Annotated in this window: 23 protein-coding genes; 17 read left to right on the top strand and 6 right to left on the bottom strand. The window is 44.3% G+C overall.

The annotated features are described in order from the left end of the window. The 12 genes from MKY41_RS05975 (at nucleotide 1) to MKY41_RS05920 (ending at nucleotide 14,687) form a co-directional block, all read left to right on the top strand. Nucleotides 1–390 (top strand): PaaI family thioesterase, encoded by a 390-nt coding sequence (locus tag MKY41_RS05975; protein WP_340744172.1) that lies wholly within the window; start codon nucleotides 1–3, stop codon nucleotides 388–390. Between the two features lie 161 nt (nucleotides 391–551). Continuing rightward, the gene (locus MKY41_RS05970) at nucleotides 552–1,304 is read left to right on the top strand and encodes an enoyl-CoA hydratase/isomerase family protein (protein WP_340744171.1); all 753 of its coding nucleotides are present in this window, start codon (nucleotides 552–554) and stop codon (nucleotides 1,302–1,304) included. A gap of 59 nt (nucleotides 1,305–1,363) precedes the next feature. Further along, nucleotides 1,364–2,338 (top strand): TAXI family TRAP transporter solute-binding subunit, encoded by a 975-nt coding sequence (locus tag MKY41_RS05965; RefSeq protein ID WP_340744170.1) that lies wholly within the window; start codon nucleotides 1,364–1,366, stop codon nucleotides 2,336–2,338. A 46-nt stretch (nucleotides 2,339–2,384) separates the two neighbouring features. After that, the gene (locus MKY41_RS05960) at nucleotides 2,385–4,316 is read left to right on the top strand and encodes a TRAP transporter permease (protein ID WP_340744169.1); all 1,932 of its coding nucleotides are present in this window, start codon (nucleotides 2,385–2,387) and stop codon (nucleotides 4,314–4,316) included. 91 nt (nucleotides 4,317–4,407) lie between these two features. Next, nucleotides 4,408–5,553 (top strand): MFS transporter, encoded by a 1,146-nt coding sequence (locus tag MKY41_RS05955; protein WP_340744168.1) that lies wholly within the window; start codon nucleotides 4,408–4,410, stop codon nucleotides 5,551–5,553. Nucleotides 5,554–5,569: 16 nt separating this feature from the next. Continuing rightward, nucleotides 5,570–6,931: an MmgE/PrpD family protein gene (locus MKY41_RS05950; protein ID WP_340744167.1), complete on the top strand. Its 1,362-nt coding sequence runs from the start codon at nucleotides 5,570–5,572 to the stop codon at nucleotides 6,929–6,931. A 504-nt stretch (nucleotides 6,932–7,435) separates the two neighbouring features. Continuing rightward, on the top strand, nucleotides 7,436–8,638 hold the full coding sequence (locus MKY41_RS05945) for an acyl-CoA dehydrogenase family protein (RefSeq protein ID WP_340744166.1): 1,203 nt from the start codon (nucleotides 7,436–7,438) through the stop codon (nucleotides 8,636–8,638). Continuing rightward, nucleotides 8,604–10,724 carry an acetate--CoA ligase family protein gene (locus tag MKY41_RS05940; protein WP_340744165.1) on the top strand — a complete coding sequence of 707 codons (2,121 nt, stop codon included), beginning with the start codon at nucleotides 8,604–8,606 and terminating at the stop codon, nucleotides 10,722–10,724. The genes MKY41_RS05945 and MKY41_RS05940 overlap by 35 nt, the downstream gene beginning before the upstream one ends. Before the next feature lie 32 nt (nucleotides 10,725–10,756). Then, nucleotides 10,757–11,599: a 3-hydroxyacyl-CoA dehydrogenase NAD-binding domain-containing protein gene (locus MKY41_RS05935; protein ID WP_340744164.1), complete on the top strand. Its 843-nt coding sequence runs from the start codon at nucleotides 10,757–10,759 to the stop codon at nucleotides 11,597–11,599. Nucleotides 11,600–11,629: 30 nt separating this feature from the next. Beyond that, nucleotides 11,630–12,823: a thiolase family protein gene (locus MKY41_RS05930; protein WP_340744163.1), complete on the top strand. Its 1,194-nt coding sequence runs from the start codon at nucleotides 11,630–11,632 to the stop codon at nucleotides 12,821–12,823. A 68-nt stretch (nucleotides 12,824–12,891) separates the two neighbouring features. Further along, a complete protein-coding gene (locus MKY41_RS05925) occupies nucleotides 12,892–13,665 on the top strand; it encodes an electron transfer flavoprotein subunit beta/FixA family protein (RefSeq protein WP_340743372.1) in 774 nt (257 codons plus the stop codon). 44 nt (nucleotides 13,666–13,709) lie between these two features. Continuing rightward, nucleotides 13,710–14,687 carry an electron transfer flavoprotein subunit alpha/FixB family protein gene (locus tag MKY41_RS05920; protein WP_340744162.1) on the top strand — a complete coding sequence of 326 codons (978 nt, stop codon included), beginning with the start codon at nucleotides 13,710–13,712 and terminating at the stop codon, nucleotides 14,685–14,687. A gap of 238 nt (nucleotides 14,688–14,925) precedes the next feature. On the opposite strand, the gene pssA is transcribed toward MKY41_RS05920, so the two are convergent. Continuing rightward, entirely contained in the window at nucleotides 14,926–15,465 is a 540-nt protein-coding gene (gene pssA, locus MKY41_RS05915; RefSeq protein ID WP_340744161.1) for a CDP-diacylglycerol--serine O-phosphatidyltransferase, read from the bottom strand. A gap of 57 nt (nucleotides 15,466–15,522) precedes the next feature. On the opposite strand from pssA, the gene asd reads away from it, so the two are divergent. Further along, nucleotides 15,523–16,311 carry an archaetidylserine decarboxylase gene (gene asd / locus MKY41_RS05910; RefSeq protein ID WP_340744160.1) on the top strand — a complete coding sequence of 263 codons (789 nt, stop codon included), beginning with the start codon at nucleotides 15,523–15,525 and terminating at the stop codon, nucleotides 16,309–16,311. A gap of 212 nt (nucleotides 16,312–16,523) precedes the next feature. On the opposite strand, the gene MKY41_RS05905 is transcribed toward asd, so the two are convergent. From MKY41_RS05905 to MKY41_RS05885, 5 genes are all read right to left on the bottom strand, one after another. After that, on the bottom strand, nucleotides 16,524–16,928 hold the full coding sequence (locus MKY41_RS05905; RefSeq protein ID WP_340744159.1) for a MaoC family dehydratase: 405 nt from the start codon (nucleotides 16,926–16,928) through the stop codon (nucleotides 16,524–16,526). A gap of 65 nt (nucleotides 16,929–16,993) precedes the next feature. After that, nucleotides 16,994–17,497: a hypothetical protein gene (locus tag MKY41_RS05900; protein WP_340744158.1), complete on the bottom strand. Its 504-nt coding sequence runs from the start codon at nucleotides 17,495–17,497 to the stop codon at nucleotides 16,994–16,996. Between the two features lie 79 nt (nucleotides 17,498–17,576). Further along, nucleotides 17,577–17,990, bottom strand: a complete 414-nt coding sequence (phaQ, locus tag MKY41_RS05895) for a poly-beta-hydroxybutyrate-responsive repressor (RefSeq protein WP_340744157.1) — start codon at nucleotides 17,988–17,990, stop codon at nucleotides 17,577–17,579. 144 nt (nucleotides 17,991–18,134) lie between these two features. Continuing rightward, on the bottom strand, nucleotides 18,135–19,085 hold the full coding sequence (locus tag MKY41_RS05890; RefSeq protein ID WP_340744156.1) for a hypothetical protein: 951 nt from the start codon (nucleotides 19,083–19,085) through the stop codon (nucleotides 18,135–18,137). After that, entirely contained in the window at nucleotides 19,078–19,587 is a 510-nt protein-coding gene (locus tag MKY41_RS05885) for a sigma-70 family RNA polymerase sigma factor (RefSeq protein WP_340744155.1), read from the bottom strand. The genes MKY41_RS05890 and MKY41_RS05885 overlap by 8 nt, the downstream gene beginning before the upstream one ends. Before the next feature lie 402 nt (nucleotides 19,588–19,989). Here MKY41_RS05885 and MKY41_RS05880 point away from each other — a divergent pair, with 402 nt between their 5' ends. From MKY41_RS05880 to MKY41_RS05865, 4 genes are all read left to right on the top strand, one after another. Further along, nucleotides 19,990–20,445, top strand: a complete 456-nt coding sequence (locus tag MKY41_RS05880) for a polyhydroxyalkanoate biosynthesis repressor PhaR (RefSeq protein ID WP_340744154.1) — start codon at nucleotides 19,990–19,992, stop codon at nucleotides 20,443–20,445. A 94-nt stretch (nucleotides 20,446–20,539) separates the two neighbouring features. Then, a complete protein-coding gene (gene fabG, locus MKY41_RS05875) occupies nucleotides 20,540–21,322 on the top strand; it encodes a 3-oxoacyl-[acyl-carrier-protein] reductase (RefSeq protein ID WP_340745643.1) in 783 nt (260 codons plus the stop codon). A 79-nt stretch (nucleotides 21,323–21,401) separates the two neighbouring features. Further along, entirely contained in the window at nucleotides 21,402–22,490 is a 1,089-nt protein-coding gene (gene phaC, locus MKY41_RS05870; protein ID WP_340744153.1) for a class III poly(R)-hydroxyalkanoic acid synthase subunit PhaC, read from the top strand. A gap of 201 nt (nucleotides 22,491–22,691) precedes the next feature. Further along, complete coding sequence (locus tag MKY41_RS05865; RefSeq protein WP_340744152.1) at nucleotides 22,692–23,876, top strand: CaiB/BaiF CoA transferase family protein; 1,185 nt, start codon at nucleotides 22,692–22,694, stop codon at nucleotides 23,874–23,876. Nucleotides 23,877–23,884 lie beyond the last annotated feature (8 nt).

Genomic DNA, 23,884 nt, shown 5'->3' with positions numbered 1-23,884 from the left:
TTGAACGCAGCACATGAAAATAAAATGGTGAAAAACCCATATTGGGAGCATATCGGATTAAAGGAAGTGGCGCTTGACTCGGGCCAATCCATATTGGAATTACCCATTAAATATGAAGTGACACAGAGTCGCAACAATGTGCACGGTGGCGTGATCGCCAGCATGATCGATGCGGCGGTAGGGGCAGCTTTGCGATCCACTTTGGAAAAGGGGAAAGCAGGAGTCACGGTAGAAATGAAATTGAATTACTTACGTCCAGCCAATGGAGAAAAGCTAATAGCAAAAGGGAAAATTGTGAAAAAAGGAAAGTCACTTGCTATAGGTGAAGCGGTCATTGAGAATGACAAAGGACAAGAAGTGGCTATAGGGCTTGTCACGTATATGATTTAGTGGCAAGGTGTTCAATAATAAAACGAACACCCTTGAATTTGTTTTGAAAATTAACAGAATGGTTTTTAAACTTGTGATAACTAGCCCATTATGTTTTGGCATGAATCTTGCAAGATAAAGAGTAACAAAAAAAATTCAAAATGAAGGGTGGCATTGCTGTTGTGAGCAGTATTTTATTGGAAATACGAAATGAAATTGTTGTTATTTATTTGAATGAACCGAAATCGTTGAATGCTTTGAGTCAAAGATTAAAAGAAGAACTCCTAAAAGCTCTGGATGAAACCGAGAAAATGCAGGAAGTAAAAGTGATACTCATCACAGCAAAGGGTCGATCCTTCTGTGCAGGTGGAGATATTAAAGCGATGGCTGCTCCATATGATCCGATGGAAATTAAACGAAATATGGATTTGTCTGCAAAAATTGTTCAGAAGATTAGAGAAGTACCGAAGATTGTCATTTGCATGCTCCATGGATATGTGGCGGGGGCTGGCATAAGCCTTGCATTAGCTGCTGATCTTATTCTCGCAGAAGAGGAGACCAAACTTGTTCTTTCTTTTAAAAATGTCGGTTTAATCCCAGACCTTGGTCTGCACTTTTACTTACCGAGTATTGTCGGTGAATGGAAAGCGAAAGAATGGATGTGGTCGGGAAAAACGATAACTGTTGAGGAAGCTGCCCAATTCGGCATGGTAAACCAAAAAGTTCCCAAGGGAGAATTGATTCAAGAAGGGTTCGCTGTAGCAGAAGAACTAGCGAAAGGGCCAATCGATTCTTTTATTACATCTAAGGAAATCATGAATTCTAACAGTATTGATAACTTGAAAAAGACGATGGCCAGAGAAAATGCAATGCAAGCGATAATGCGCGGGACAGTACAACATACCCAAGCATTAGAAGCATTTGTATCGAAATGACTGTGCGTAAGAATGATTCATACTAATGTTTGCGCTTACATGAAAAGGGAGGAAATAAAATGAAAAAACAACTTAAAGCATTATCGGTTATTTTTATGCTTCTTTTTTTAGTGGCATGTGGAAATGCAGATGCCAATGGAGATGCGAAAACAAATTATACATTAACCACTGCTGGAACAAGCGGTTCATTTTATGCCATAGGGGCAGCGCTAACACAAGTGCTGAACAATAATAGCGAAATCTTAAACGTGACGAACCAAGCATCTGGGGGATCGGTTGAAAATATTCGTTTGCTAGATAATAAGGAAGTCGAATTTGCATTAGTTGGTGGAGATAGTGCAGTAGGGGCTTATGAAGGGAAAGGCGAGTTTGAAGGGGAATCGCGAGAGGATTTGTTGAGAGGAGTTTTTAGCATGTATTCTCAACCACTATCTCTGGTTGTCTTAAAGGACTCAGGAATTTCCTCATTCCAAGATTTACAAGGAAAGAAAGTTGCGGTTGGAGCACCGGGAAGCGGTTCGGAAGTAAAAAGTAAAGAAGTATTGGAAGTATTAGGTCTACCTTATGATTCGGGCGTTAAGCAGCAATATTTATCGTTTGCAGAAGCGGTGGAAGGAATGAAGGACGGACAAATTGATGCGGCATTCATCTGGGCAGGGGTACCGGTGCCCGCAGTCCAAGAATTGGCAAGTGTACGAGAGATTGACTTGATCACCATCACGGAAGAGGAAGCATCTAAAATTAATCAATCAAACTCGGCAATATATGCGGAAACTATTCCAGCCAATACGTATAGCGGTGTGGATGAAGACAAAAAAACGCTTGCTGTCAATACACAAATCGTTGTCGGTGCAGATGTAGATGAAGAAATAGTATATGAATTTGTTAAACAGGTATTTGAGAATATTGATGATATTCATGCAGCTCACGAGTCAATGAAAGAAGTCACAATAGAGACGGCTCCAAATAATACGATTGAGTTGCACCCAGGGGCCGTAAAGTATTATGAAGAGCAGGGAGTACTTAATAAATGAATAAAAAAGGGCATGCCCCTTTTTTATTGTTAAGGGAGTGAAAGAGATGGAGAAAGAAACTGTAAAAGGATATGGAAAAACTATTACAAAGTTCATTTTTTTGGTCACAATCATTTTGTCACTTTTTCAATTATACACAGGGGGATTTGGAGTATTTACCCCGATGCTTCAAAGAAGTTTCCATTTAACTTTAGTTCTCGTTTTAGTGTTTTTGATGTATCCAATTCACACTTCCCTAAAATGGAGATGGATAGACATTGGAGCTGTTTTTCTAGCGATTGGTTCGGGTATTTATATTGCTTTAACTTACAAAGATCTCCTTTTTAGAGTAGGAAATCCTAACGCTTATGATATATTTTTCGGCGTAGTCACAATTATTCTGGTATTGGAAGCAACCAGACGTGTAGCAGGCTTAATATTATCCATGATTGGGGCTTTCTTTATCTTCTATTCCTATTTTGGTGGGCTGTTCCCCGGGATTTTCCAATCATCAAATATGTCCACCAATCGATTTATTTCGCTCGTATACATGTCCACCGAAGGGTTATGGGGAACGACATTAGGCATTGCCGCTACATTTGTTGCTCTATTCGTTATTTTTGGGGCATTTTTGAACGCTACAGGAGCAGGAAAAGTGTTCATTGATCTTGCCTATATTTTTGGAGGGAGATACCGGGGAGGTCCCGCAAAAGTTGCGGTCGTTTCCAGTGCCTTAATGGGAACAGTTTCTGGTAGCCCGGTAGCGAATGTGGCTTCAACGGGGCAATTTACGATTCCACTCATGAAGAAATTGGGGTATAAGCCAAAAGATGCGGCTTCTATTGAAGCGGTTGCATCGACGGGCGGATCCCTCATGCCACCAATCATGGGGGCAGGCGCATTTGTGATGGCGGAAATGACGGGTATTTCCTATTCTCAAATTATAATAGCTGCCGCAATCCCGGCTATTTTATATTATTTGTCTGTTTACTTTTATGTTGATTTGCAAGCTGCAAAAGATAATCTAAAAGGTTTGCCAAAAGAGTTGCTGCCAAAGTTTAAAGAAACGTTCGTTCAAGGTTTTCATCTTTATATCGGCCTTGGAACCCTTGTATATTTACTAGTGATTGTCCAAGTTTCCCCAATGCTTTCCGCTTTTTGGTCAATTGTTGCGCTCGTATCCACGTATATCATTTTTTATTTTAAAACAGTTGATTGGAAATTCCTCTCCAATGCTTTGATGGACGGGGCGAAGGGAATGCTACTGACTACGGTGGCTTGTGCAACAGCTGGAATTGTAGTCGGAGTCATTAATTTGACGGGTATTGGGGTTACATTAACAACGTTGATGGTAAATCTGGGTCAATCATCCCTGTTTTTAACGTTGCTCGTTACGATGGTGGCCTGCGTCATAATGGGGATGGGGCTTCCTCCGACAGCGGCTTATATTTTGCTCGGAGTATTAACGGCTCCGGCATTAATTAAACTAGGGGTGCCCGTGTTAGCTGCTCATATGTTTGTCTTTTATTTCTCTTGTTTGGCTCCCATTACTCCGCCTGTCGCTTTGGCTTCCTATACGGCGGCAGGGATTTCTGGAAGTAATCCATTACAAACATCCGTGAGATCGGCAAAGATTGGGTTAGTTGCTTTCTTGATACCTTATATGTTCGTTTATGGGCCAGAATTATTAGCACAAGGTTCTGTAAGCAATATTCTTTGGGCATTGCTTATGGCAATTGTTGGCGTATTTGTACTAGCAACTTCTTTAACGGGATGGTTAAAAGGACAATTAAATATCATCGAACGTATATTGTTCTTTGCAACTTCTATTCTATTGATTTCTGCTAATTTATTGACTGATCTAATAGGTTTGATTCTCTTAGTAGTATTATTGAGTATTACTTTGATAAAGAATCGAACTGCTGTCCAAAAAGGGTTATTCGAGTCGGGTACTGTAGTTTCCTCTAAAAAAGGGGAATCCGAAAATACGCTCATATAAAAATGTAAAAGAGCCGCAGATAGTATCGACAATCTGTGGTTCTTTTACTAATTGAATAAGATGGCGCCAAGCCATTGTGGTGGAGTGGTTGATGATGAAATTAAATCCTTTTTTGGCTGCGACAATCTTTATTTTCATTCCGGTTTTTGCTGCTCGTCCAATGACATCGTTGTTTGCTAAACAATTGGGAGCATCCATTATCGAAATCGGATTGATTACTGCTTGTTTCTCGATTCTGCCTTTACTGTTAGCTATTTTTGCAGGCCGCTACATCGATCGTTACGGGGAGCGTCCCCCTTTAGCGTTAGGATCTGTCGGAATCTTTCTCTCCCTTTGTTTGCCTTATTTCTTTCCCTATACCAGCATTTTATACCTTTCTCAACTACTACTTGGGATTTCTCAGTTGATGGCCATTCTTGCCATTCAAAATGGGGTTGCTAAATCTTCCGAAGGTGGAAGTATAAATAGCTCCATAGGATCGTTCAGTCTATTTTCATCAACCGGTATGTTGTTGGGACCTTTACTTGGGGGATATGCGACAGAACATTTTGGTTTCCAAACTTCCTATTTGCTATTGGCATTTGTTCCCTTGATTGCGCTCGTTTTGTCCTTTTATATAGTTAACAAAAATGTCAATCAACAAAGTGAGCCTTTAGAGGGGAAAAGTAATGTTAAAGAATTGTTTCAAATCTCAGGTCTCCGCTCGTCTTTATTAGTAAGTATGATCGTCCTCTCTGCATTAGATATTTTTTATGTATATTTTCCGTTGCTTGCCCAATCATTGGGGCTGAGCCTATCCGAGATTGGTTGGGCTTTATCAGCACAAGCTACCGCAAATGCGTTAGTCCGAATTTTCATGCCTCATTTGGTAAACAAATTCGGTATTACAACAATTTTATGGATTTTTATGTTGATTGGTGCTTTCGGATATGGAATGATCCCTTTTTTGCATGGGTTTGCCGCAATTTTTTTATTCGCTTTCATTTTAGGAACAGGGTTGGGTGTTACTCAGCCGCTGACAATTATTTTAGCGTATACGTTCTCGCCAGCCGGGAGATCAGCGGAAGTCCTCGGTGTCCGTCTAGCTTCCAACCGTTTAGCGCAAACAATTGTGCCTTTTGCCTTCGCGGGCATAAGTAGTTTCATCGGTCTAGGACCTATCTTTTTTATGAATTCGCTGCTTTTGATTTTCGGAGCATTTACTGCAAATGGTATATCTAAAATGATGAAAATTTGAGGAGGGACTAGGACATATGGGTGACATTCAATTATTGGAAAAAGGCATTACGGAAAAATTGGCTTTATTTGTGGAGGAATTCTCACATAGAAAATTATCATCAGGAGAATTGCGGCAAGTGAAAAAAGTGATTATTGATTATTATTGCGCGGCGATCACCGGTTCTATGAGTGAAACAAGTCAAAAGGTGTTGAACTATCTACTTGAAAATGAAGGGAAGGGGCAGATAAACGTCATTGGTTCACCTTATTTATTGTCAAAAACAAATGCAGCGTTCATAAATGGAACAAGTGCACATGCGCTGGATTTTGATGATGGCCATACATACGGATCTACACATCCTGGTGCAGCTGTGCTCCCCGCTGTGTTTGCCGTATCGGAGGCGATAAAAGCAGAGCCTATGCGAACGATAAAGGCAATTGTTGTCGGATACGAAATCGCTTTGAGACTTGCAGCTGCCATTCATCCAGTTTCCAGAAAAAAAGGGTTTCATAACACACCTATCACCGGTATATTTGGCGCTGCGGCTGCTGTCAGCTTTTTATATTGTTCCAATATACATCAAATCCGTAATGCTTTTGGGATTGCTGGCAGTTTTTGCGGAGGTATTTTTGCTTTTTTAGGTTCTGGTTCCGAAGTGAAGAGAATTCATCCCGGGCAAGCAGCACAAGACGGCATTAGAGCTGCGGAGCTTGCGCTAGCTGGTCTGACCGGTCCAGCAACTATTCTAGAGAAAGAAAATGGTTTTTTCATGGCGTTCGCCGACAATCAAATCAACCCGGAAGCGTTACAAAAGGAATCGGATATGCCACTGGAAATTATGAATATTTACTTTAAGCCGTATCCTTGTTGTCGTCACTTGCATGTGGCGATCGACTGTATATTTAAAATAAAAGAGAGGGAGATAATCGATCTTTCAGCAGTTCAAAATATTAGGGTCGGCGTTAATCAGATTGCTGCATTGCACAATCATACACACTGTATAAACTTACTTGACGCACAAATGAGTCTACCTTATTCCATCGCCGTCGCTTTACTGAACGACACTCTTCAAGTTGATAGTTTCAAGCCGGAAAGTGTAGAGCCGCAGGTTTGGGAAATATGCGATAAAATCGAAATATATATAGACGAGGAAGCGGATAAGGACTATCCGAAAAAAAGGGCGGCAAAAGTTGAAATTGTGATGGATGACGGGAGGACGATAAAAGCAGCTTTGGATAATCCATCGGGAGAGCCTTCTACACCTTTATCGGACAGGCAGATCGAGGCAAAGTTCCTTCATAATTGTGAACCTATTTTAGGGAGTGAAAAAACGGAAAAATTTTTAGAGTCCATGCAAACTTTCATAAATGATATGGATTTTCTATATGACATATAAAAATAGATTTAAAGGTTAACAAAGGTGTTCAGAATACGAACACCTTTGTTTTTTATTTAACCTGTATAAATGGAAAGCATGAAACAGGTGAAAGAAACTGTTTTATATATGTTGAAATGAATTCTTTCCCCACATTGGAGTGTTGGTAGTAATGATGGCATCACAGAATGCTAGTTAATTGGAAGGTAAACAGGATAGCGGAACCTATGTAGAGAGTAGTCATGGAGAACAGCTTTCCGCCAAAAAATGTAGCCTCTGATAGCGTAGGGTATCTAACGGTCAATACGGGTGGAAGGTACAATAAAACTATTTTTTTAGTAGAAATCAAAGAGTTGGCACGGTTATTGCATTTAATTAAGTGAAGCATCCCATCTTTGGGCTATATTCAGCAAATCATTGAGGGGGTGCATGTATGGAGGTTTTGAATGCTGCTGAATTAGGGTGATTGAGCCGACACCAAGTTGGAACTGATGCAAATTAAAAAATTTAAAGGGAGATGTCGATATGGATTTCAATCTTACAACAGAACAGGAAGAACTGAGAAAGTGGGCGAAACAACTGGCCAAGGAGAAATTTGGGCCAAAAGCGTACACGTGGATTCGGGATAAAGAAGTGCCTTGGGAGAATGCTCAGATTTTGGCGGAACAAGGATTGATGGGAATGACCATTCCTGAAGAAGATGGCGGGCAAGGGATGCCGCTCATTGATGCGATTATTGTTATGGAAGAAATCGCGAAGGTCTGCCCGAGTACGGCTGATATGTTTCAAGTAGGGAATTTTGGAGCTATCCGCCAGTTAGCTACATTTGGCTCCAAAGAGCTGAAAGGTCGGGTGCTGCCAGATATTCTTGCCGGGAAAAAATTGATTTCTGTTGCTATGTCAGAACCAAATGCAGGATCGGCAACTACGGATCTGGAAACAAAGGCGCGTATCGAAGGAGATAAGGTGATCATCAATGGATCGAAAGTGTTCAATACACACGGACCTCATAATAGCTATTATGTCGTATGGGTCCGTTTCGGTGAAGGGGTCAAATCATCAGGCGCTATTTTAGTTGAGAGGGATTCACCCGGTTTTGTTTTAGGAAAAACAGAAACTCATATGTCAGGGGAAGAGCATTGTGCTCTTTACTTTGAAGATTGTGAGGTTCCGGTGGAGAATATTTTAATACCTGAAGACGGTTTCCGTAAGCTGTTCACAATGTTCAATATCGAACGGATGGGGAACACCGCACGTTCTCTAGCTTTGGCGCAGGCGGCATTCGACCTTGCTGTGGAGCATGCCAAAGAGAGGAAACAATTCGGAAAGTCCTTAGCAGAATTCCAAGGGATTCAATGGAAGGTCGCTGAGATGAAAATGAAGTTGGACGCGGGAAGATTGCTTCTGTATCGCGCGGCAACAAATGCGGATAAAGGGGCACCAAGCCCACTCGAAACATCGATCGCCAAAGCTTACATCAACGTCTCGGCTTTCGAAGTGGCCCATGAGGCGGTACAAATTTTCGGAGGATACGGCTATTCCACGGATTATCCGTTGGAGTACATCTTCAGAAGAGTACGAGGTTGGATGATTGCTGGGGGAACTCCTGAAATGTTGAAGAACAAAATAGCAGAAGACGTATTTGAAATGCGTTTCAGCCAGAGAGCAAAACAAGGGGAGAGGAGTGCCAAGGATGAATCAAAGCAGTTTGTTACACAAGGAAACTGAAAATAAAACACCGTATTTCCTGATGGAACATGAAGGTACAAAACTTCTACGGGATTTGGGCTTGCCAGTTGCCGAATCGGGTTTTGCAAAAAATGAACGAGAAGCGATGAAAATTGCGAATGATATAGGTTATCCGGTCGTCCTGAAAGGCATGTCCAAAGACATTATTCATAAATCCGAAGCAGGAGTCGTCCGGTTGAATGTTACGAATGATCTCGATTTAAAAAGGGAATATGCAGCTGTCCTTGCGAATGCCGCTAGCTTTAATGCGAATGCGTCAATAGCAGGTGTGTTTGTGCAGAAGATGGCCGCCAAAGGGATCGAACTTATAATCGGTATTAAAAAAGATCCAATCTTTGGGCATCAGCTTGTCATTGGGGCGGGTGGGACTCTTGTAGAAGTAATTCAGGACTATGCGTTGCGGATGATGCCTGTAACTGAATCGGATATTGAAGAAATGGTAAGGGAATTAAAGAGTTATCCGATTCTGAAAGGCTATCGGAGTGAGGCGGGCATAAATGAAGAGTTTCTTAAGAAAATCTGTATGGGATTGAATACTTTAGTGAAACTGCATCCGCATATTGATGAGTTGGACTTGAATCCCGTCATATTTACTCAAGGCGAAGCAACAATTTGTGATGTCCGAATAGCAATGGGGCATGATTCGGATGAAAAAGGCAAGCGACGTTCCCTTACAAATGTGGATAAAATGCTGAACCCAAAGTCGATTGCAGTTATCGGGGCTTCTCAGGATGAGAAAAAGAACGGAGGAAGATTGTTCCGTTATCTTGTAGAAAATAAATACCCTGGTGAATTATATCCTATCAATCCAAAGGCATCCGATATTAAAGGGTATAAAGCGTATCCCGATTTGAAAGATGTTCCAGCCGATATTGATCTGGCTTGTATTATCGTCGCTGCGCCACTCGTTCCAGATGTTTTACGATCATGTATTGTCAAAGGAATCAAAGCGGCGATCATCTACTCTTCAGGGTTTGCCGAAATCGGGGAAGAGGGGGAACGCCTGCAAGAAGAAATACTCTCCATTGCAAAAGAAGGGGATATCCGCCTCCTTGGCCCCAATTCAATCGGAATCGCGAGCCCATCTAAGCAGATTTACACAGCTTTTGGGGCTGCATTGGAATCGGAAATGAAAGTGCTAGGCAATATTGGCTTTATTTCTCAAAGTGGTGCAATGGGCAGCGCGCTATTGAGTCGAGCTTGGGAAGAAGGAATTGGGTTTAGCAGATGGATAAGCATTGCAAATGAAGCCGACTTGGATAGTTCGGATTTTGTCGAAGTCCTTGCGGAAGATGAACTAACGAAAGTGATCGCGATTTTTATGGAAGGGCTTCAAGATGCGACGGCGTTTGAAAAAGCGGTCAGTAAGGCAAGGAAGAATGAAAAGCCTGTCATTGTATTTAAAACAGGAAAATCAGAAGTAGGAAAAAGAGCTGTTCAATCCCACACGGGGAGTATGGCGGGAGATGATGCCGTTTACACGTCTGCATTCCGTAAATACGGCGCTCTCAGAATCGAGCATATTGAAGACATGCTTGATACAGCCATTGCGCTGGACGTCCAGCCTTTGCCGAAGGGGAATAAAATCGGAGTGATTACGGCTTCCGGCGGTGCGTGTAGTGTTATAGCCGATCTTTGTTCGGCGAAAGGGATGGAAGTGCCTGAGCTATCCACCAATACTATGTCAAAAATACAAAAACTCATCCCTCCTTTCGGGTCTTCCCAAAATCCGATTGATGTCACGGCGGAAATCATTGCAAAGCCTGAAATGTTCAAAGAAGTTGTGAACGCGCTAGATAAAGATCCTGATATTAGCGGCATTCTGATCATGTTGACAACGAATGCCGATCCGGGGGCTTCCATTATTGCCAGAGCCATTATTGATATTTATAAACAAAGTGATAAGCCGATTGTCGTTGGACGGCTCGGTGCAGACTCAATTGCACCTCAAGCTATGCAGATTTACGCAGATGAAAAACTGCCTGTTTACGCTACTCCGGAAAAAGCGGTCAACATTATGGATTATTTAGTGAAATATAGCGAGCTGTCAAAGTCGAAGCAATGAGCTGAAAAAATATTGGATGCGGGAGAAACGAAATGGTACAAATAACTGTCGTCGGTGCAGGCGTCATGGGGAGAGGGATTGCTTACACATGTGCAATCTCCGGGCATCAAGTACATTTGAATGACCTTCATGAACAGTCCTTGGTAAATGCCAAGGAAGAGATTGAGGAGTTGTTGAAGAATAGCTATCGGAAAGGATATTTGTCAGAAAGCGGTTATCAGCAGGCAAAAGCAAACTTGAGATATAACAAAGATTTAGCATCCGCTGTTAAGGATGCCGATTTGATCATCGAAGCGGTCCTTGAAAGAATCGATTTGAAGATTGATTTATTTAAAAAATTAGATTTTCTTTGCAAGTCTGATACCATATTGGCGACTAATACATCAACGATTAGCCCAACTGAAATTGGGGCTCAAACAAAACGTCCGAATCAAGTAATTGCCATGCACTTTTTCAATCCAGTTCACAAAATGAAGCTGGTTGAATTAATAAGAGGTTTAGAAACGGCAGATGAAACTGTTGATTTCGTGAAGCGCATTTGCAATTCTTTGAATAAAGAGTACGTTGAAGTAAATGAGTTTCCGGGTTTTGTTACTTCCCGAATGAATTGTTTGATAGGAAACGAAGCGATGAACATGTTGATGGAAGGCGTTGCCTCTGCCAGGGATATTGATAAGGCGATGATGATGGGATTAAATCATCCGATGGGTCCTTTAGAGCTCGCTGACTTGGTAGGTTTGGACACAAGATTACGGAACATGGAATATTTATATCAAACTCTCGGTGAAAAATATAGGCCTTGCCCTCTGCTTGTGAAGTATGTAAAGGCGGGTCGTTTAGGTAAGAAAAGCGGTAGCGGTTTTTATGACTATTAATCGTTTCATTATGAAAGGAAGAGGTGGGGAATGCGTAACGCATTTATTGTAGAAACGGTCAGAACTGCAATAGGTAAGATGGGAGGGGCCTTGCAAAATGTCACCGTCGATTACTTGGCAGAAGCCGTCATCCGAGGAGTCCTTCAACGGATAAAAGTGGAAGCCGCGGTGGATGAAGTCATTTTGGGTCAGGCAAAACAGAGTACAGATACTCCCAATTTGGCGAGGCTTGCCGCTTTGCGTGCGGATCTACCTGTCAGCGTACCGGGCTATACGGTGCACCGCCAGTGTGGATCAGGCTTGCAGGCAATCCATAATGCGGATCAGCAAATTCGTCTTGGCTTGGCGGATGTCATCATTGCAGGCGGAGCTGAAAGCATGAGCACTGCCCCCTATTATTTGCGAAATGCTCGATTTGGATATGGAGCTGGAAACGGGCTGCTCCTAGATCCGAATACGGAAAGCCAACCGTGTTCCCAACCGATTGAAGTGTACGGCAATCTGACAATGGGATATACCGCGGAAATTCTGGCAGAGCAATACGGCATTACACGTGAAGAACAAGATATGTTCGCTTTGCGCAGCCAGCAGCTTGCAGCGGAAGCAATCGAAGAAGGTCGTTTTGCGGATGAAATCATTCCATTTGAAATAAAAAAACGAAAAGGAACAGTGACGTTTCAAGTGGATGAATATCCGAGACAAACGACACTCGGACAATTGGCAAAGTTGAAACCCGTTTTCAAAGAAGGCGGTTCAGTCACAGCGGGCAATGCGAGTGGACGGAATGACGGAGCTGCCGCCGTGCTGCTCATGTCAGAAGAAAAGATGAAAGAATATGGGCTTACGCCGAAAGCGAAAATCATCGCGCAAGCAGCGAGTGGCGTATCCCCCGAAATCATGGGAATCGGTCCTGTAGAGTCTACCAAAAAAGCTCTTCAGCAGTGTGGATTGTCTATTGATGATATCGATTTGATTGAATTGAACGAAGCATTTTCGGCGCAAGCTTTGGCTGTCATAAAAGAACTTAATCTTGATATCGATAAAGTGAATGTCAATGGAGGTGCCATTGCATTAGGCCATCCGATCGGAGCGACTGGTGCAATCTTGATGACAAAACTATTATACGAGATGCAACGCCGCAATGTGAAATACGGCATCATCACACTCTGTATTGCGGGAGGACTGGGAATTACAACGATGGTGGAAAACATGCAATATAAGTAATGAGCCGAGAACCAAGGAAAGGACTTGGTTCTCTGTCCAATTCTGCAAACGATAGGGGAGGAATCACTATGAACATTTATGTATTAGTGAAACGGACATTTGATACGGAGGAAAAGATAACGGTTACAAACGGCAAAATCGCGGAAGACGGGGCGGAATTCATCATCAACCCGTACGACGAGTATGCCATCGAGGAAGCGATCCAGCTTCGGGACGCCCATGAAGGGGAAGTGACGGTCATCACGATCGGGGACGAAGAAGCGGAAAAGCAGCTTCGTACAGCACTTGCGATGGGCGCGGACAAAGCGGTCCTCATCAATACAGAAGACGATCTGGATGAAATGGACGAGTATACGGTCGCTAAAATCCTGGCGGAATACTTGAAAGACAAGGAAGCGGACATCATCCTTGCAGGAAACGTCGCAATCGATGGCGGATCCGGCCAAGTCGGCCCGCGTGTTGCGGAACTTCTCGGCATCAATTATGTGACGACGATCACGGAACTCAATGTCGAGGGGACATCCGTCAAAATTGTGCGTGACGTGGAAGGGGACTCGGAAACGATCGAGACATCCTTGCCATTACTTGTGACAGCACAACAAGGTTTGAACGAGCCACGTTACCCATCCTTGCCAGGCATCATGAAGGCGAAGAAGAAGCCGCTAGATGAATTGGAGCTCGACGACCTCGACATCGACGAGGATGACGTGGAACCGAAAACGGAAACCGTCGAAATCTTCCTGCCTCCGCAAAAGGCTGCGGGCCGTGTGTTGGAAGGCGATGTAGCCGATCAAGTGAAGGAGCTTGTCAACTTGCTCCGCACAGAAGCGAAAGTGATCTGAATTCAGCAGGTGAATGGAATCGTATCTATTAGGAGGGACTCAATATGTCTAAAAAAGTGGTAGTACTGGGAGAAGCAAGAGAAGGTGCTTTGCGTAACGTATCATTCGAGGCGATTGCAGCCGCGAAGACAGTTTCCGGCGGAGGGGAAGTCGTCGGTGTGCTATTTGGCGATTCCGTCCAATCGCTGGCGGAGGAAATGATCCACTACGGTGCGGACCGTGTCGTCACAGTGGAGCATCCGCATCTGAAACAATATACATCGGACGGTTATGGACAAGCGTTCCTGGCAGTCTACGAACTGGAGAAACCGGAAGCGATCGTCTTCGGACATACGGCGCTCGGGAAAGACCTATCTCCGAAAATCGCGAGTAAATTGGAATCCGGCCTGATCTCCGACGTGACGGCGATCGAAGGGGAAGGCGACGCTGCTGCATTCATCCGCCCGATCTATTCCGGTAAAGCATTTGAAAAAGTGAAAAACAAGGAAGGTCTCCTCTTCGTGACGATCCGTCCGAACAACATTGCGCCGCTTGACCATGATGCAAGCCGTACGGGCGATGTCTCTTCCGTTTCGGTCGAAATCGCGAACCTTCGCTCGGTCATCTCGGAAGTCGTCCGCAAGGCGTCGGAAGGCGTGGATCTTTCGGAAGCGAAAGTGGTCGTGGCGGGGGGCCGCAGTGTAAAAAGCGCGGAAGGCTTCGAGCCGCTGCAGCAGCTTGCGAATCTGTTAGGCGGTGCGGTAGGCGCATCCCGTGGGGCATGTGACGCGGACTACTGCGATTACTCTTTGCAAATCGGCCAAACGGGGAAAGTGGTTACACCTGATCTGTACATAGCGGCAGGAATTTCAGGGGCGATCCAACATATGGCAGGGATGTCGAACTCCAAAATCATCGTGGCGATCAACAAAGATCCAGAGGCGAACATCTTCAAAGTGGCGGACTATGGAATTGTCGGCGATCTGTTCGAAGTCATTCCGATGCTGATTGAAGAGCTTGAAAAAGCCAATGTAGCAGTCTAATTAAATTATCCATGAATATAGGGAGATAGAGGTTGTCATCAATAACCGTAAAAACATCCTGTCTGGTTGTTTTTGTTTCGTCGTGAACTTAGTGAAAATTGGTAATTTCACTTATTACTCTTTAAAAAGAGAATCCCATGGGAAGGCCGCCAAAGCGCTTTCCCATGGGATTTTGTAATGTTTCACAAATGATAAACTTTATGTTAAAAGTAACTTAATTATCTACTAATCATATAAATCACACTTTCGCAATGTGGACATTGCTGATCATCAAAAAGGATAATAGCAGCATAAAGAGTATGAGCACGCCGTCTTGGACGTACGGATAGATGAAATAGCTCAGCGTCAGCAGGACACCTGCTGCGGTGATCGGCAATCCGCGGAACGCGCCATCGAATTCTTTCACATTGTAGCGTGCAAGGCGGACAGCCCCTGCCAAAATGTAAAAGATGGTCACTGCAATACCGACCCAGAGCATGGCGGAAAAGGCCAGCTTGTATATGAGCAAGGCTGGGGCAATACCGAATGAAACGAGATCACATAACGAGTCAAGCTCCTTGCCAAACTGGGATTCTGCATGGAAGTGTCTCGCTGCCATGCCATCGAAACGGTCGAACAGCGCCGCCAGAAAGATGAAAACAAGGCTCTTGTGGCTAAGGTCGTTGATTATTAGTATAATAGCTATGATTCCGAAACTGAGGTTGGTGAGTGTAATGGCATTCGCCAACTGCATCTTCATTTTTGGTAAATAAAGATCCCATGCTTTTTGTAAAAACATAAGTTTCCTCCTTAAAGTATAGTTACGTTATATTCCATAGAAAGCGAGGTACTGAACATGGTCCAACGAAAACTGTTCAAAGCATTTGTGGAGCTAACTGGTCGTCCGCTCTCCTCTTCCATCTTGAAAACCTTCACTCGATCGGGTATAAGCCGCCCGCTCATCCAGCCCTTCTCCCGCTATTTTGAAATTAACGAGAAAGAGATGGAACGGCCACTCAATACGTATGATTCACTGAATTCTTTCTTTACGCGAAATTTGAAAGAGGGCAGCAGGGTGATCAATCCTTCGCCGGACACGTTAGTTTCCCCTGTCGACGGCATCGTCAATGGAATGGGCACCGTCAATGAAGACCGAGAGTTCTATATTAAAGGCCAGCCGTATCAGCTAGCCGATATTTTCGGAAGCCAGCAAAAGGCGGACCGCTATGCTGGCGGGTTTTTCTACATCCTCTATCTGTCGCCCAGCCATTATCATCATTTCCATTACCCATTCGATGGCGACATCATTTCCCGCTATGCACTCGGCAATGTGTCCTATCCGGTGAATGAGCTCGGTCTTCAGTTGGGGGATCGGCCGTTTGCGACGAACTACCGGCTAATTTCTGAAATGGAAACGAATTACGGTAATATGGCAATCGTGAAAGTCGGCGCATTGAATGTCAATAGCGTCCAAATCCGGAATGCTTCCAAAATTGCCGTGAAAGGGGAAGAGTTCGGCCATTTTTCTTTCGGTTCGACGGTCATCCTTTTTCTCGAACCGCGTTCTGATTTCCGACCGCTCATCCAAGACAGGACAGATGTAAAGGTAGGCCAACCGATTGGCCGTTGGGCGCCGAAGGCTTGATTTGAAAACTGCGCCAACAAGAAAAGGAGTTGCATTCGGAAGGCTGAACTTGACTGCCCGATAGAACTCCTCGACCATTATATCTATATTATTATACCACGATATTAATGATATCCGCAATTTGGAAATGTAGCTTAAGAAATGGGGCAGAAGCTTGTCTTTCTCTCTGTAAATATAGAAGAAACCCACTTGCATCGACAAGTGGGTTTCTTCTATTTCATAACAACGGCCTCTCCTTCGAGGACGAGTTCATCCCGTTGGTTTTTGACAATGGTCCGGAGCCGGATGATCCGCTTGGAATCTTTCTTTTCCAGTACCTCCACTTCTGCCGTAACCGTATCGCCGATTTTCACCGGAGCTAGAAACGCCAGATTTTGGGATAGGTAGATCGTATCTCTGCCCGGAAGCTGCATCGCCAACACATTGGAAATGAATCCGGCTGTCAGGATTCCATGGGCGATGCGCTCTTTGAACACTGAATTCTTAGCATATTCGGCATCGACATGGATCGGGTTGAAATCGCCAGTCACCCCGGCAAACTGGTAGACGTCATACTCTGAAACGGTTTTTGTGAAACTGGCTCGATCGCCAATTCTGATTTCATCATACGTAGGCACTGATAGATGTTTCCTTTCGGTTGAGTAACAGTATTTTGGTTGGTTGACATAGTAGCGAAAGCTATTCAGATTCCTGCTAGTAGTTTTTTATGTGTCTCTTTCAATTGATCTGTCAGTTTTTCAACGGATTTCAAAAGTTCCGCATTGCCTTTCTGTTGCTGGTCCAGCACATTTTTTACATTGGATTCGAGCTGTACTTGTGATTGGGAGAATAGGTCCAACATCACTTTGCTTGGAGTCCAGGACAGGGCCTGCACAGTGCTATTGATTTCATCGAGCTGGTTCAGCCAAGTCGAAGCGAGGGGGAGGTATCGCTCTTTATCCGATTCTTTCATCGTCTTTTGTAAGCTCGATTTCCATTCTTCTGAAATCTTATTCGATTCCGCTTCCAATTGAGTTAGTGTGGCCCGTGTTGAATTCAGAAGTTCTTTTTGATTTTCAAACGCTTGGAGAGATCTCTCCGAAATGTCCTGTTGAAGGTTTTGGATTGTTTTGAAGCCGTTCAACCACCCTTCCCAGATCAAATCCACTTCATTCACCGGCTGTTTCACTTCTTTTGCTTTCGTCATCAGTAATTCCTCCTTGTACATAATATCCATCCGCGGATGGAACTTTATATGAATGCAACGTGCTGCATTGTTGCTGTGCTCACTCGTTGTCCGGTTCCTCGTCTTTTTCCTTCCGGGAATAAGTTGGGAAAAAAGGATTGTACAGGCTGAAGAACTGGTCCAGCATTTTCTGGTAATGACCCAAGGAACCTGCCCACAGTTCCAAGTACTGTTCTCCGGCTTTCGTGATGGAATAAATCCGTTTTGCTGGGCCCCCGGATTCCGTGTCCCATTCGGAAGTCACCATCGCGTCCTTTTCCAGTTGACGAAGAATTCTATAAAAATTACCTTGATCCAATGAATCGACCCCGAATTGGGAAATTTTTTGCATCAATTCATAGCCATGTGAATTCCAATCACGTAAATGAAGAAGCATTAAAGGAATGAGGAAATTTTTAGGCGTCCCCAAATTCACACTTTTTTCATTTTTGTTCGAGTCGGGTGATTTTTCCATAGCGCACTCCACTCTCCTTGCAAAATATCTATATGTGTAATTTACACCTAAGTGTTCAGGAAGTCAAGAAAAATCTTCCAAATAAGAAGGGTGCAAACATAAAAAAGCCCGTTCCATAGTATGGAAGGGCAATTGTGAAAAACATTAAGGTTCGATGATTTCCCAAGACAGGACAGTCCGTAAGTTGCCAGGTCCGTTCGGTTCTGTATTGATGACAGGATAAGAGAGGGGGTCATAGGTCAGTTTGATTGTCTGCAATGGTTCAATCTGCGAAGCATCCCGACCGATCGTGAACCAGGCGGAATCATAACCCATTTCAATCACTTCTTCCATCGGTTTCTCTTCGATCTCTTCTTTATTCAGACCTTGCACGATGAGGATCTTTTCCCCTTGAATATCGGCGACGAGGCCCTCGATCTCTGTATACATAAGCGCCGGGTCGATGGAATGCGGAATCTGCTTGTCCTCCATGAAAGCTTGGATCGTCTTCTCGTGTTTCTCCATAAAGGCATCTAAAACTTCACGGTTCGTTTTTACTTCAGCTGGTGGATTTTCTTTTATCCATTCGAGCGCTTCATTATATTCGATGGTTAGGTGGTTAATATTTTGGAAGTATTCATCATAGCTGATGCCGAAATTCTCCAACTGCTGCCGTTCCATCTCTTCTATTTCCTCGGGTGTCATGCTTTCATAAAAGGAATGTTTCGCATCCTGTGCCTTTTCACTTAATTCATCAGCGTTCGCAGTAAAGCCGAGCGAACGGGCATAATCGATCACAGCATCCGCCTGCAAAGTGGTCATAAGTATGAGATAGCGTGCCTCTTCCCCTGAAATGCCAAGAGATTCCGTCTTCAACATGAGGTTATAGTATGTTTCATTAACCTCATACCGGTCCTTGTTCGAATTGACCGGATTGCCTTGATAAACATTGAATGCAAAGAACAGGATGGCTGCCGTGACAACGAGGGAAGCAACGTATGGAAACAGGTTTTTCTTTTTCGGTTTTCCTGGCGGCCGGATGTTCCGTTTTAACTCCTCCTTATCCTTGGACACGTCTCCAACGATAGCATGCAGACTTTTTTTCACTTCATTCAATGGAAAGCACCTCCCAATAATCGGATTGCAGTTCTTTCTTCAGTAATTTCCGCGCCTTTGTCATTCTCGTTTTCACCGTATTTTCCGAAATGCCGAGGAGTTGGGCGATTTCTTTCATCGTGCACTCCTCGTAGTAGTAAAACAGGATGATTTCCCGGTATTTGATGGGCAGCTCCAAGATGGCAATTGCGATATCCGCTTTCTCTTCTTGCAAAATCAGCGGATCTTGCTGGATATGTATTCGTTCCATCCAATCCTTATTGAATTGTAAGTTACGGAATGACCAGCTGCGTAAATGATCCTTGCAGCGGTTTGCGGTCATCGTTGTCAAATAGGCCCGCAATTTTCCCTGTTCTTCGTAATCCACTTTTTCATATAACGTGATGAACACTTCCTGTACGATGTCCTTCGCGGTTTCCCGGTCGCGGACGTAGAAATACGCCAGCCGAATCAAATGCTCCCCATGCTCATCGATGATTTTCTCTATCTGTATTTGCTCCATCTCACTCACCGCCTCTCTTAATGTAAACGGAACAGAAGTACAAATAGTTTTAAATAAGGGAAAACCTATTTTATCAGAAAGGATAATTGACAAATTTATGAACTTCACAGAATGGACATAGTATTTTGTCGAATTTATAAAGGAAAAAAGGTATTCATTTATCAGAATTATATATCGAATAGTATTCATTTATAGATAACTAAGTACGATTTGAACGTTTTTTCTAGGTAAATGTGGAAAAAAAGGTACTCTTTAAATAAAATAGTTTCTGACATATTGTAGAAATATGGGGTTTTTTGTCCATTATCGTTCGTTGACTTAAATTGGAACGTCCCCCTATACTTAACACAGGAGATGCCCCACTACTCTCTGAAACTGTGAATTTTAAAGGAGATGAGATGTTTGTCACAGACACTACAATTTGACCCGTTCGCCATGTGGAAAACGATTTATGAACAAACAGAAGCCAATTGGAATGATGCCATCCAGCAATCGATGAAAAAAGAATCCTTCTCGGAAGGGATGGGTGAAACTCTAAATTATTATTTGCAATTTCAGGAACTGGCTAAAAAAATGACGGAATCTTATTTAAAACAGGCCAATATGCCAACGCGCGGGGAACTCGCGGATGTGGCATCGCTGATCATCAATTTGGAAGAGAAAGTCGATAATTTGGATGATCGTTTCGACGAGGAAATCGCTAAATTGGATGCAGCGAAAGAAATTGCCCAATTGCGAAGAGTCGTATCCAACCTTGATAAGAAACTCGATCTTGTCATGGAAGCGGTGGAAAAGATGAATCAGCAAAAAGCTGAGCCATCCACTCCAGCTGCTGCAGAAGCGCAACCGAAGAAATAAGGGGTTCTGGTTGCCAGCAACAAGCAACCAGGAAGACAGATGCTCCACTGACATCATTATTAAGACTAAATAAAGAGAATGGAAGTGTTACATGATGACATTGAACGCATTGGAAATTACACAGACAGTTGAAACTGGGAAGCCGCTAGCAGGCCAAGTCGCCATCGTGACGGGGGGATCACGTGGCATCGGCGCTGCGATTGCGAAGGAGTTGGCCCGCAATGGCGCCATCGTGGCCATCAATTTCGTATCCGGCTTTGAAAAAGCGGAGAGCGTTGTAAAAGAGATTGAGGAACAAGGTGGTACGTCATTTGCCTTCCAATCCGATGTTTCAAAGGCGGAGGAAGTTCAAGAGTTCATCAAAGAAGTAAAAGGCCGTTTTGGCAAAATCGATATTCTGGTTAATAATGCCGGTATTACGCGCGACCGGACATTCCGTAAACTATCCCAAGAAGAGTGGAATGAAGTGATCAACGTCAACCTCAGCAGCGTGTATCATACGACGTCGGCCGTCATCAACCATATGCTGGAACAGAAGTATGGCCGGATTATTAACATCAGTTCCATCATCGGCCAGGCCGGCGGTTTCGGGCAGACGAACTATTCAGCTGCGAAAGCAGGAATGCTCGGTTTCACAAAGTCGCTTGCATTGGAGACGGCACGGAGTGGAATTACGGTCAATGCCATTTGCCCAGGGTTCATCGCAACGGAGATGGTGGCGGCCATGCCGGAAAACGTCCTGGATTCGATCGTATCGAAAGTGCCGATGCAACGTTTAGGGAAAACGGAGGAAGTTGCGGAAGCCGTACTATTCCTTGCTCAAGCCGACTATATCACGGGCCAGCAGATCAATGTGAATGGCGGGCTTTATATGTAATCTGAAGTAATCCATAGAAGCAGAGAAGGGAAGACTTCCCATGCAGGGGAGGTCAGTGGAATTGTGGAGGAGGAGAACAATGATTTATTCCAACGTAAAAGAAGTGGAAAACTGGATGGATGCCATGCCGGAAGATGTACGGAAGAGTTATACGCGTTTTAAACGGATGACGGAGGTTCTGACGAAAGAGCCGGAACCGCAAGTGGGGCAAACGCCGAAAGAGGTCATCTGGACGAAAAACAAAGCGAAGCTCTACCGCTATCAACCGGCTGTCAAAAAGACGAATAAAATACCGATCCTGATGGTGTACGCGCTGATCAACAAGCCGTATATCCTGGACTTGTATCCGGGAAATAGCCTGATCGAACATCTGACAAACCAAGGGCATGATGTATACCTGTTGGACTGGGGGACACCAGGATACGAAGACCGCCATATGAAGTTGGATGATTTCATCTTGGATTATATTCCGAGAGCCGTTAAAAAAGTGCTGCAGACATCCGACGCGAAAGAGATTACAATGTTCGGCTACTGCATGGGCGGCACGATGACGGCAATCTTCACTGCGTTGCATCCGCAGTTACCGATCCGCAATTTGGTGTTGATGACAAGTCCATTCGACTTCGCTGACGCGGGCCTGTATACAAATTTCTTGGATAAACGCTATTTCAATTTGGATAAAGTGGTCGATACGCTTGGAATGGTGCCGCATGATATGATCGATTTTGGAAATAAAATGCTGAATCCGATTGCGAATTTCTACGGTCCGTATGTCAGTTTGGCGGATCGAGCAGATAATGAGGGCTTCGTCAATAACTGGATGCTCATGCAGAAGTGGTTGAATGACGGAATTCCGTTCCCGGGTGAAGCGTACCGCCAATGGATCGGCGAATTTTATCAGGAAAATAAATTGATCCGGGATGAATTGTACATCCGAGGCCGTAAAGTCGAGTTATCCCAGATCAAGGCGAACCTGTTGAACATCGCAGGCGAATTCGACAATATCGTCTCACCGAACCAATCGGAGCCGATCAATGGCAAAGTGTCGAGCAAAAACAAAGAGTACCATGTCATGAAAACGGGTCATGTCTCTGTCGTCACAGGACGCCGTGCAATCAATGGAACGTATCCGTTGATTGATGAATGGCTTGTAAAACATTCACAGTAACAGAGCAAAACCGGCCACCTGGGGAAAGGTGGCAGCAGACCATAGTCGAACTTCCGATCGGAAGTTTGCCTATGGTCTTTTTTCCATGGAGGAAAATATTATGGAAAATGGAAAGGAGAATGTCTAAATAAAACGAAATGGTATACAAGCAGTCTATTCAAAAGATTGCAAACAAGGGGAAGAGAATGGGAGAGGGTACATATGAGTTTGTTGGCGGGATTGAAGATTTTGGATTTTTCTACGTTGTTGCCGGGACCGTATGCGACGATGATGCTGGCCGATCTGGGGGCGGATGTAATCCGTATTGAATCGGCAACGCGGCAAGATTTGGTCCGCAGCATGCCTCCGGTTGACGAGGAGGGTACTTCCGCGACACATGGCCATTTGAATCGGTCGAAGAAGTCGATGACATTGAATTTGAAACTGGATGAGTCGAAGGAAATCATCCATGCTTTGCTGCAAGAGTATGATATTATCATAGAGCAATTCCGTCCGGGTGTGATGGAACGCCTCGGGTTGGATTACGAAGCGTTGCGGAAGATCAATCCCCGATTAATCTATTGTTCGTTGACGGGATTTGGACAGACGGGACCTTATCGCAATCGACCGGGTCATGACAATAATTTCCTCGCCCTTTCCGGTGTCATGGATTATTCGCGAAGGAAAGAAGGAGTGCCCCCGACAATGGGCATTCAAATCGCGGATGTCGCAGGCGGATCGCTCCATTCTGTGATCGGCATTTTGGCAGCCGCCCTGCACCGGGAGAAAACGGGCGAAGGGCAATATGTCGATGTCAGCATGACGGACACTGCGTTTTCATTGAACGCGATGTATGGTCCGGGGTATTTGGTGGGAGAGGCGGAGCCGAAACCGGAAGAATTAATGCTGAATGGCGGTATCTTCTATGATTATTACGAGACGGCGGATGGCCGATTCTTTGCGGTAGGAAGTTTGGAACCCCAATTCTTAAAGCTGTTTTGCGAGGCGCTGGAAATTCCGGATTCATTTGAAATGGCGCTCAGTGTGAAAGTGGCGGACCAGCAAGCGTTTAAGCAAAAGGTCAAAGATGTATTTCTGTCGAAAAATTATGAGGAGTGGCTCGGCATTTTCAATGAAGATTTTGAAGGGTGCGTAGAACCTGTCCTTTCATTCGCGGAAGCGACCGAACATCCACAGATTCAAGCGCGCCAAATGATCGTCGAAGTGCCGAAAGCGGACGGAACGACCCAGCGGCAAATCGCCTCGCCGATCAAATTCTCAACTGCACAGCCCATATACTCCCATATAGGTGCGGGGTTGGGGGAACATACGGAATCGATTTTGCTTGCCCGTGGGTTCACTGCCGAGCAGATCGGGGAATGGAAAGAAAAAGGGGTCTTCAGTTAATGTTGGAA

Origin of the sequence: Sporosarcina sp. FSL W7-1349 (assembly GCF_038003045.1) — a bacterium.
Classification (GTDB): Bacteria; Bacillota; Bacilli; order Bacillales_A; family Planococcaceae; genus Sporosarcina.
The sequence above is the reverse complement of the archived record's forward strand: the minus strand, read 5'-3'. Positions and strand labels throughout refer to the sequence as shown.

Excerpts from the sequence above, each read along its gene's own strand:
- MKY41_RS05965 (WP_340744170.1), top strand. The coding sequence starts at position 1,364 with ATGAAAAAACAACTTAAAGCATTATCGGTTATTTTTATGCTTCTTTTT.
- MKY41_RS05940 (WP_340744165.1), top strand. The coding sequence starts at position 8,604 with ATGAATCAAAGCAGTTTGTTACACAAGGAAACTGAAAATAAAACACCG.
- MKY41_RS05920 (WP_340744162.1), top strand. The coding sequence starts at position 13,710 with ATGTCTAAAAAAGTGGTAGTACTGGGAGAAGCAAGAGAAGGTGCTTTG.
- asd (WP_340744160.1), top strand. The coding sequence starts at position 15,523 with ATGGTCCAACGAAAACTGTTCAAAGCATTTGTGGAGCTAACTGGTCGT.
- phaC (WP_340744153.1), top strand. The coding sequence starts at position 21,402 with ATGATTTATTCCAACGTAAAAGAAGTGGAAAACTGGATGGATGCCATG.
- MKY41_RS05960 (WP_340744169.1), top strand. The coding sequence starts at position 2,385 with ATGGAGAAAGAAACTGTAAAAGGATATGGAAAAACTATTACAAAGTTC.
- MKY41_RS05865 (WP_340744152.1), top strand. The coding sequence starts at position 22,692 with ATGAGTTTGTTGGCGGGATTGAAGATTTTGGATTTTTCTACGTTGTTG.
- MKY41_RS05950 (WP_340744167.1), top strand. The coding sequence starts at position 5,570 with ATGGGTGACATTCAATTATTGGAAAAAGGCATTACGGAAAAATTGGCT.
- MKY41_RS05900 (WP_340744158.1), bottom strand. The coding sequence starts at position 17,497 with ATGACGAAAGCAAAAGAAGTGAAACAGCCGGTGAATGAAGTGGATTTG.
- MKY41_RS05885 (WP_340744155.1), bottom strand. The coding sequence starts at position 19,587 with ATGGAGCAAATACAGATAGAGAAAATCATCGATGAGCATGGGGAGCAT.
- MKY41_RS05925 (WP_340743372.1), top strand. The coding sequence starts at position 12,892 with ATGAACATTTATGTATTAGTGAAACGGACATTTGATACGGAGGAAAAG.
- MKY41_RS05955 (WP_340744168.1), top strand. The coding sequence starts at position 4,408 with ATGATGAAATTAAATCCTTTTTTGGCTGCGACAATCTTTATTTTCATT.
- phaQ (WP_340744157.1), bottom strand. The coding sequence starts at position 17,990 with ATGGAAAAATCACCCGACTCGAACAAAAATGAAAAAAGTGTGAATTTG.
- fabG (WP_340745643.1), top strand. The coding sequence starts at position 20,540 with ATGACATTGAACGCATTGGAAATTACACAGACAGTTGAAACTGGGAAG.
- MKY41_RS05945 (WP_340744166.1), top strand. The coding sequence starts at position 7,436 with ATGGATTTCAATCTTACAACAGAACAGGAAGAACTGAGAAAGTGGGCG.
- MKY41_RS05935 (WP_340744164.1), top strand. The coding sequence starts at position 10,757 with ATGGTACAAATAACTGTCGTCGGTGCAGGCGTCATGGGGAGAGGGATT.
- MKY41_RS05930 (WP_340744163.1), top strand. The coding sequence starts at position 11,630 with ATGCGTAACGCATTTATTGTAGAAACGGTCAGAACTGCAATAGGTAAG.
- pssA (WP_340744161.1), bottom strand. The coding sequence starts at position 15,465 with ATGTTTTTACAAAAAGCATGGGATCTTTATTTACCAAAAATGAAGATG.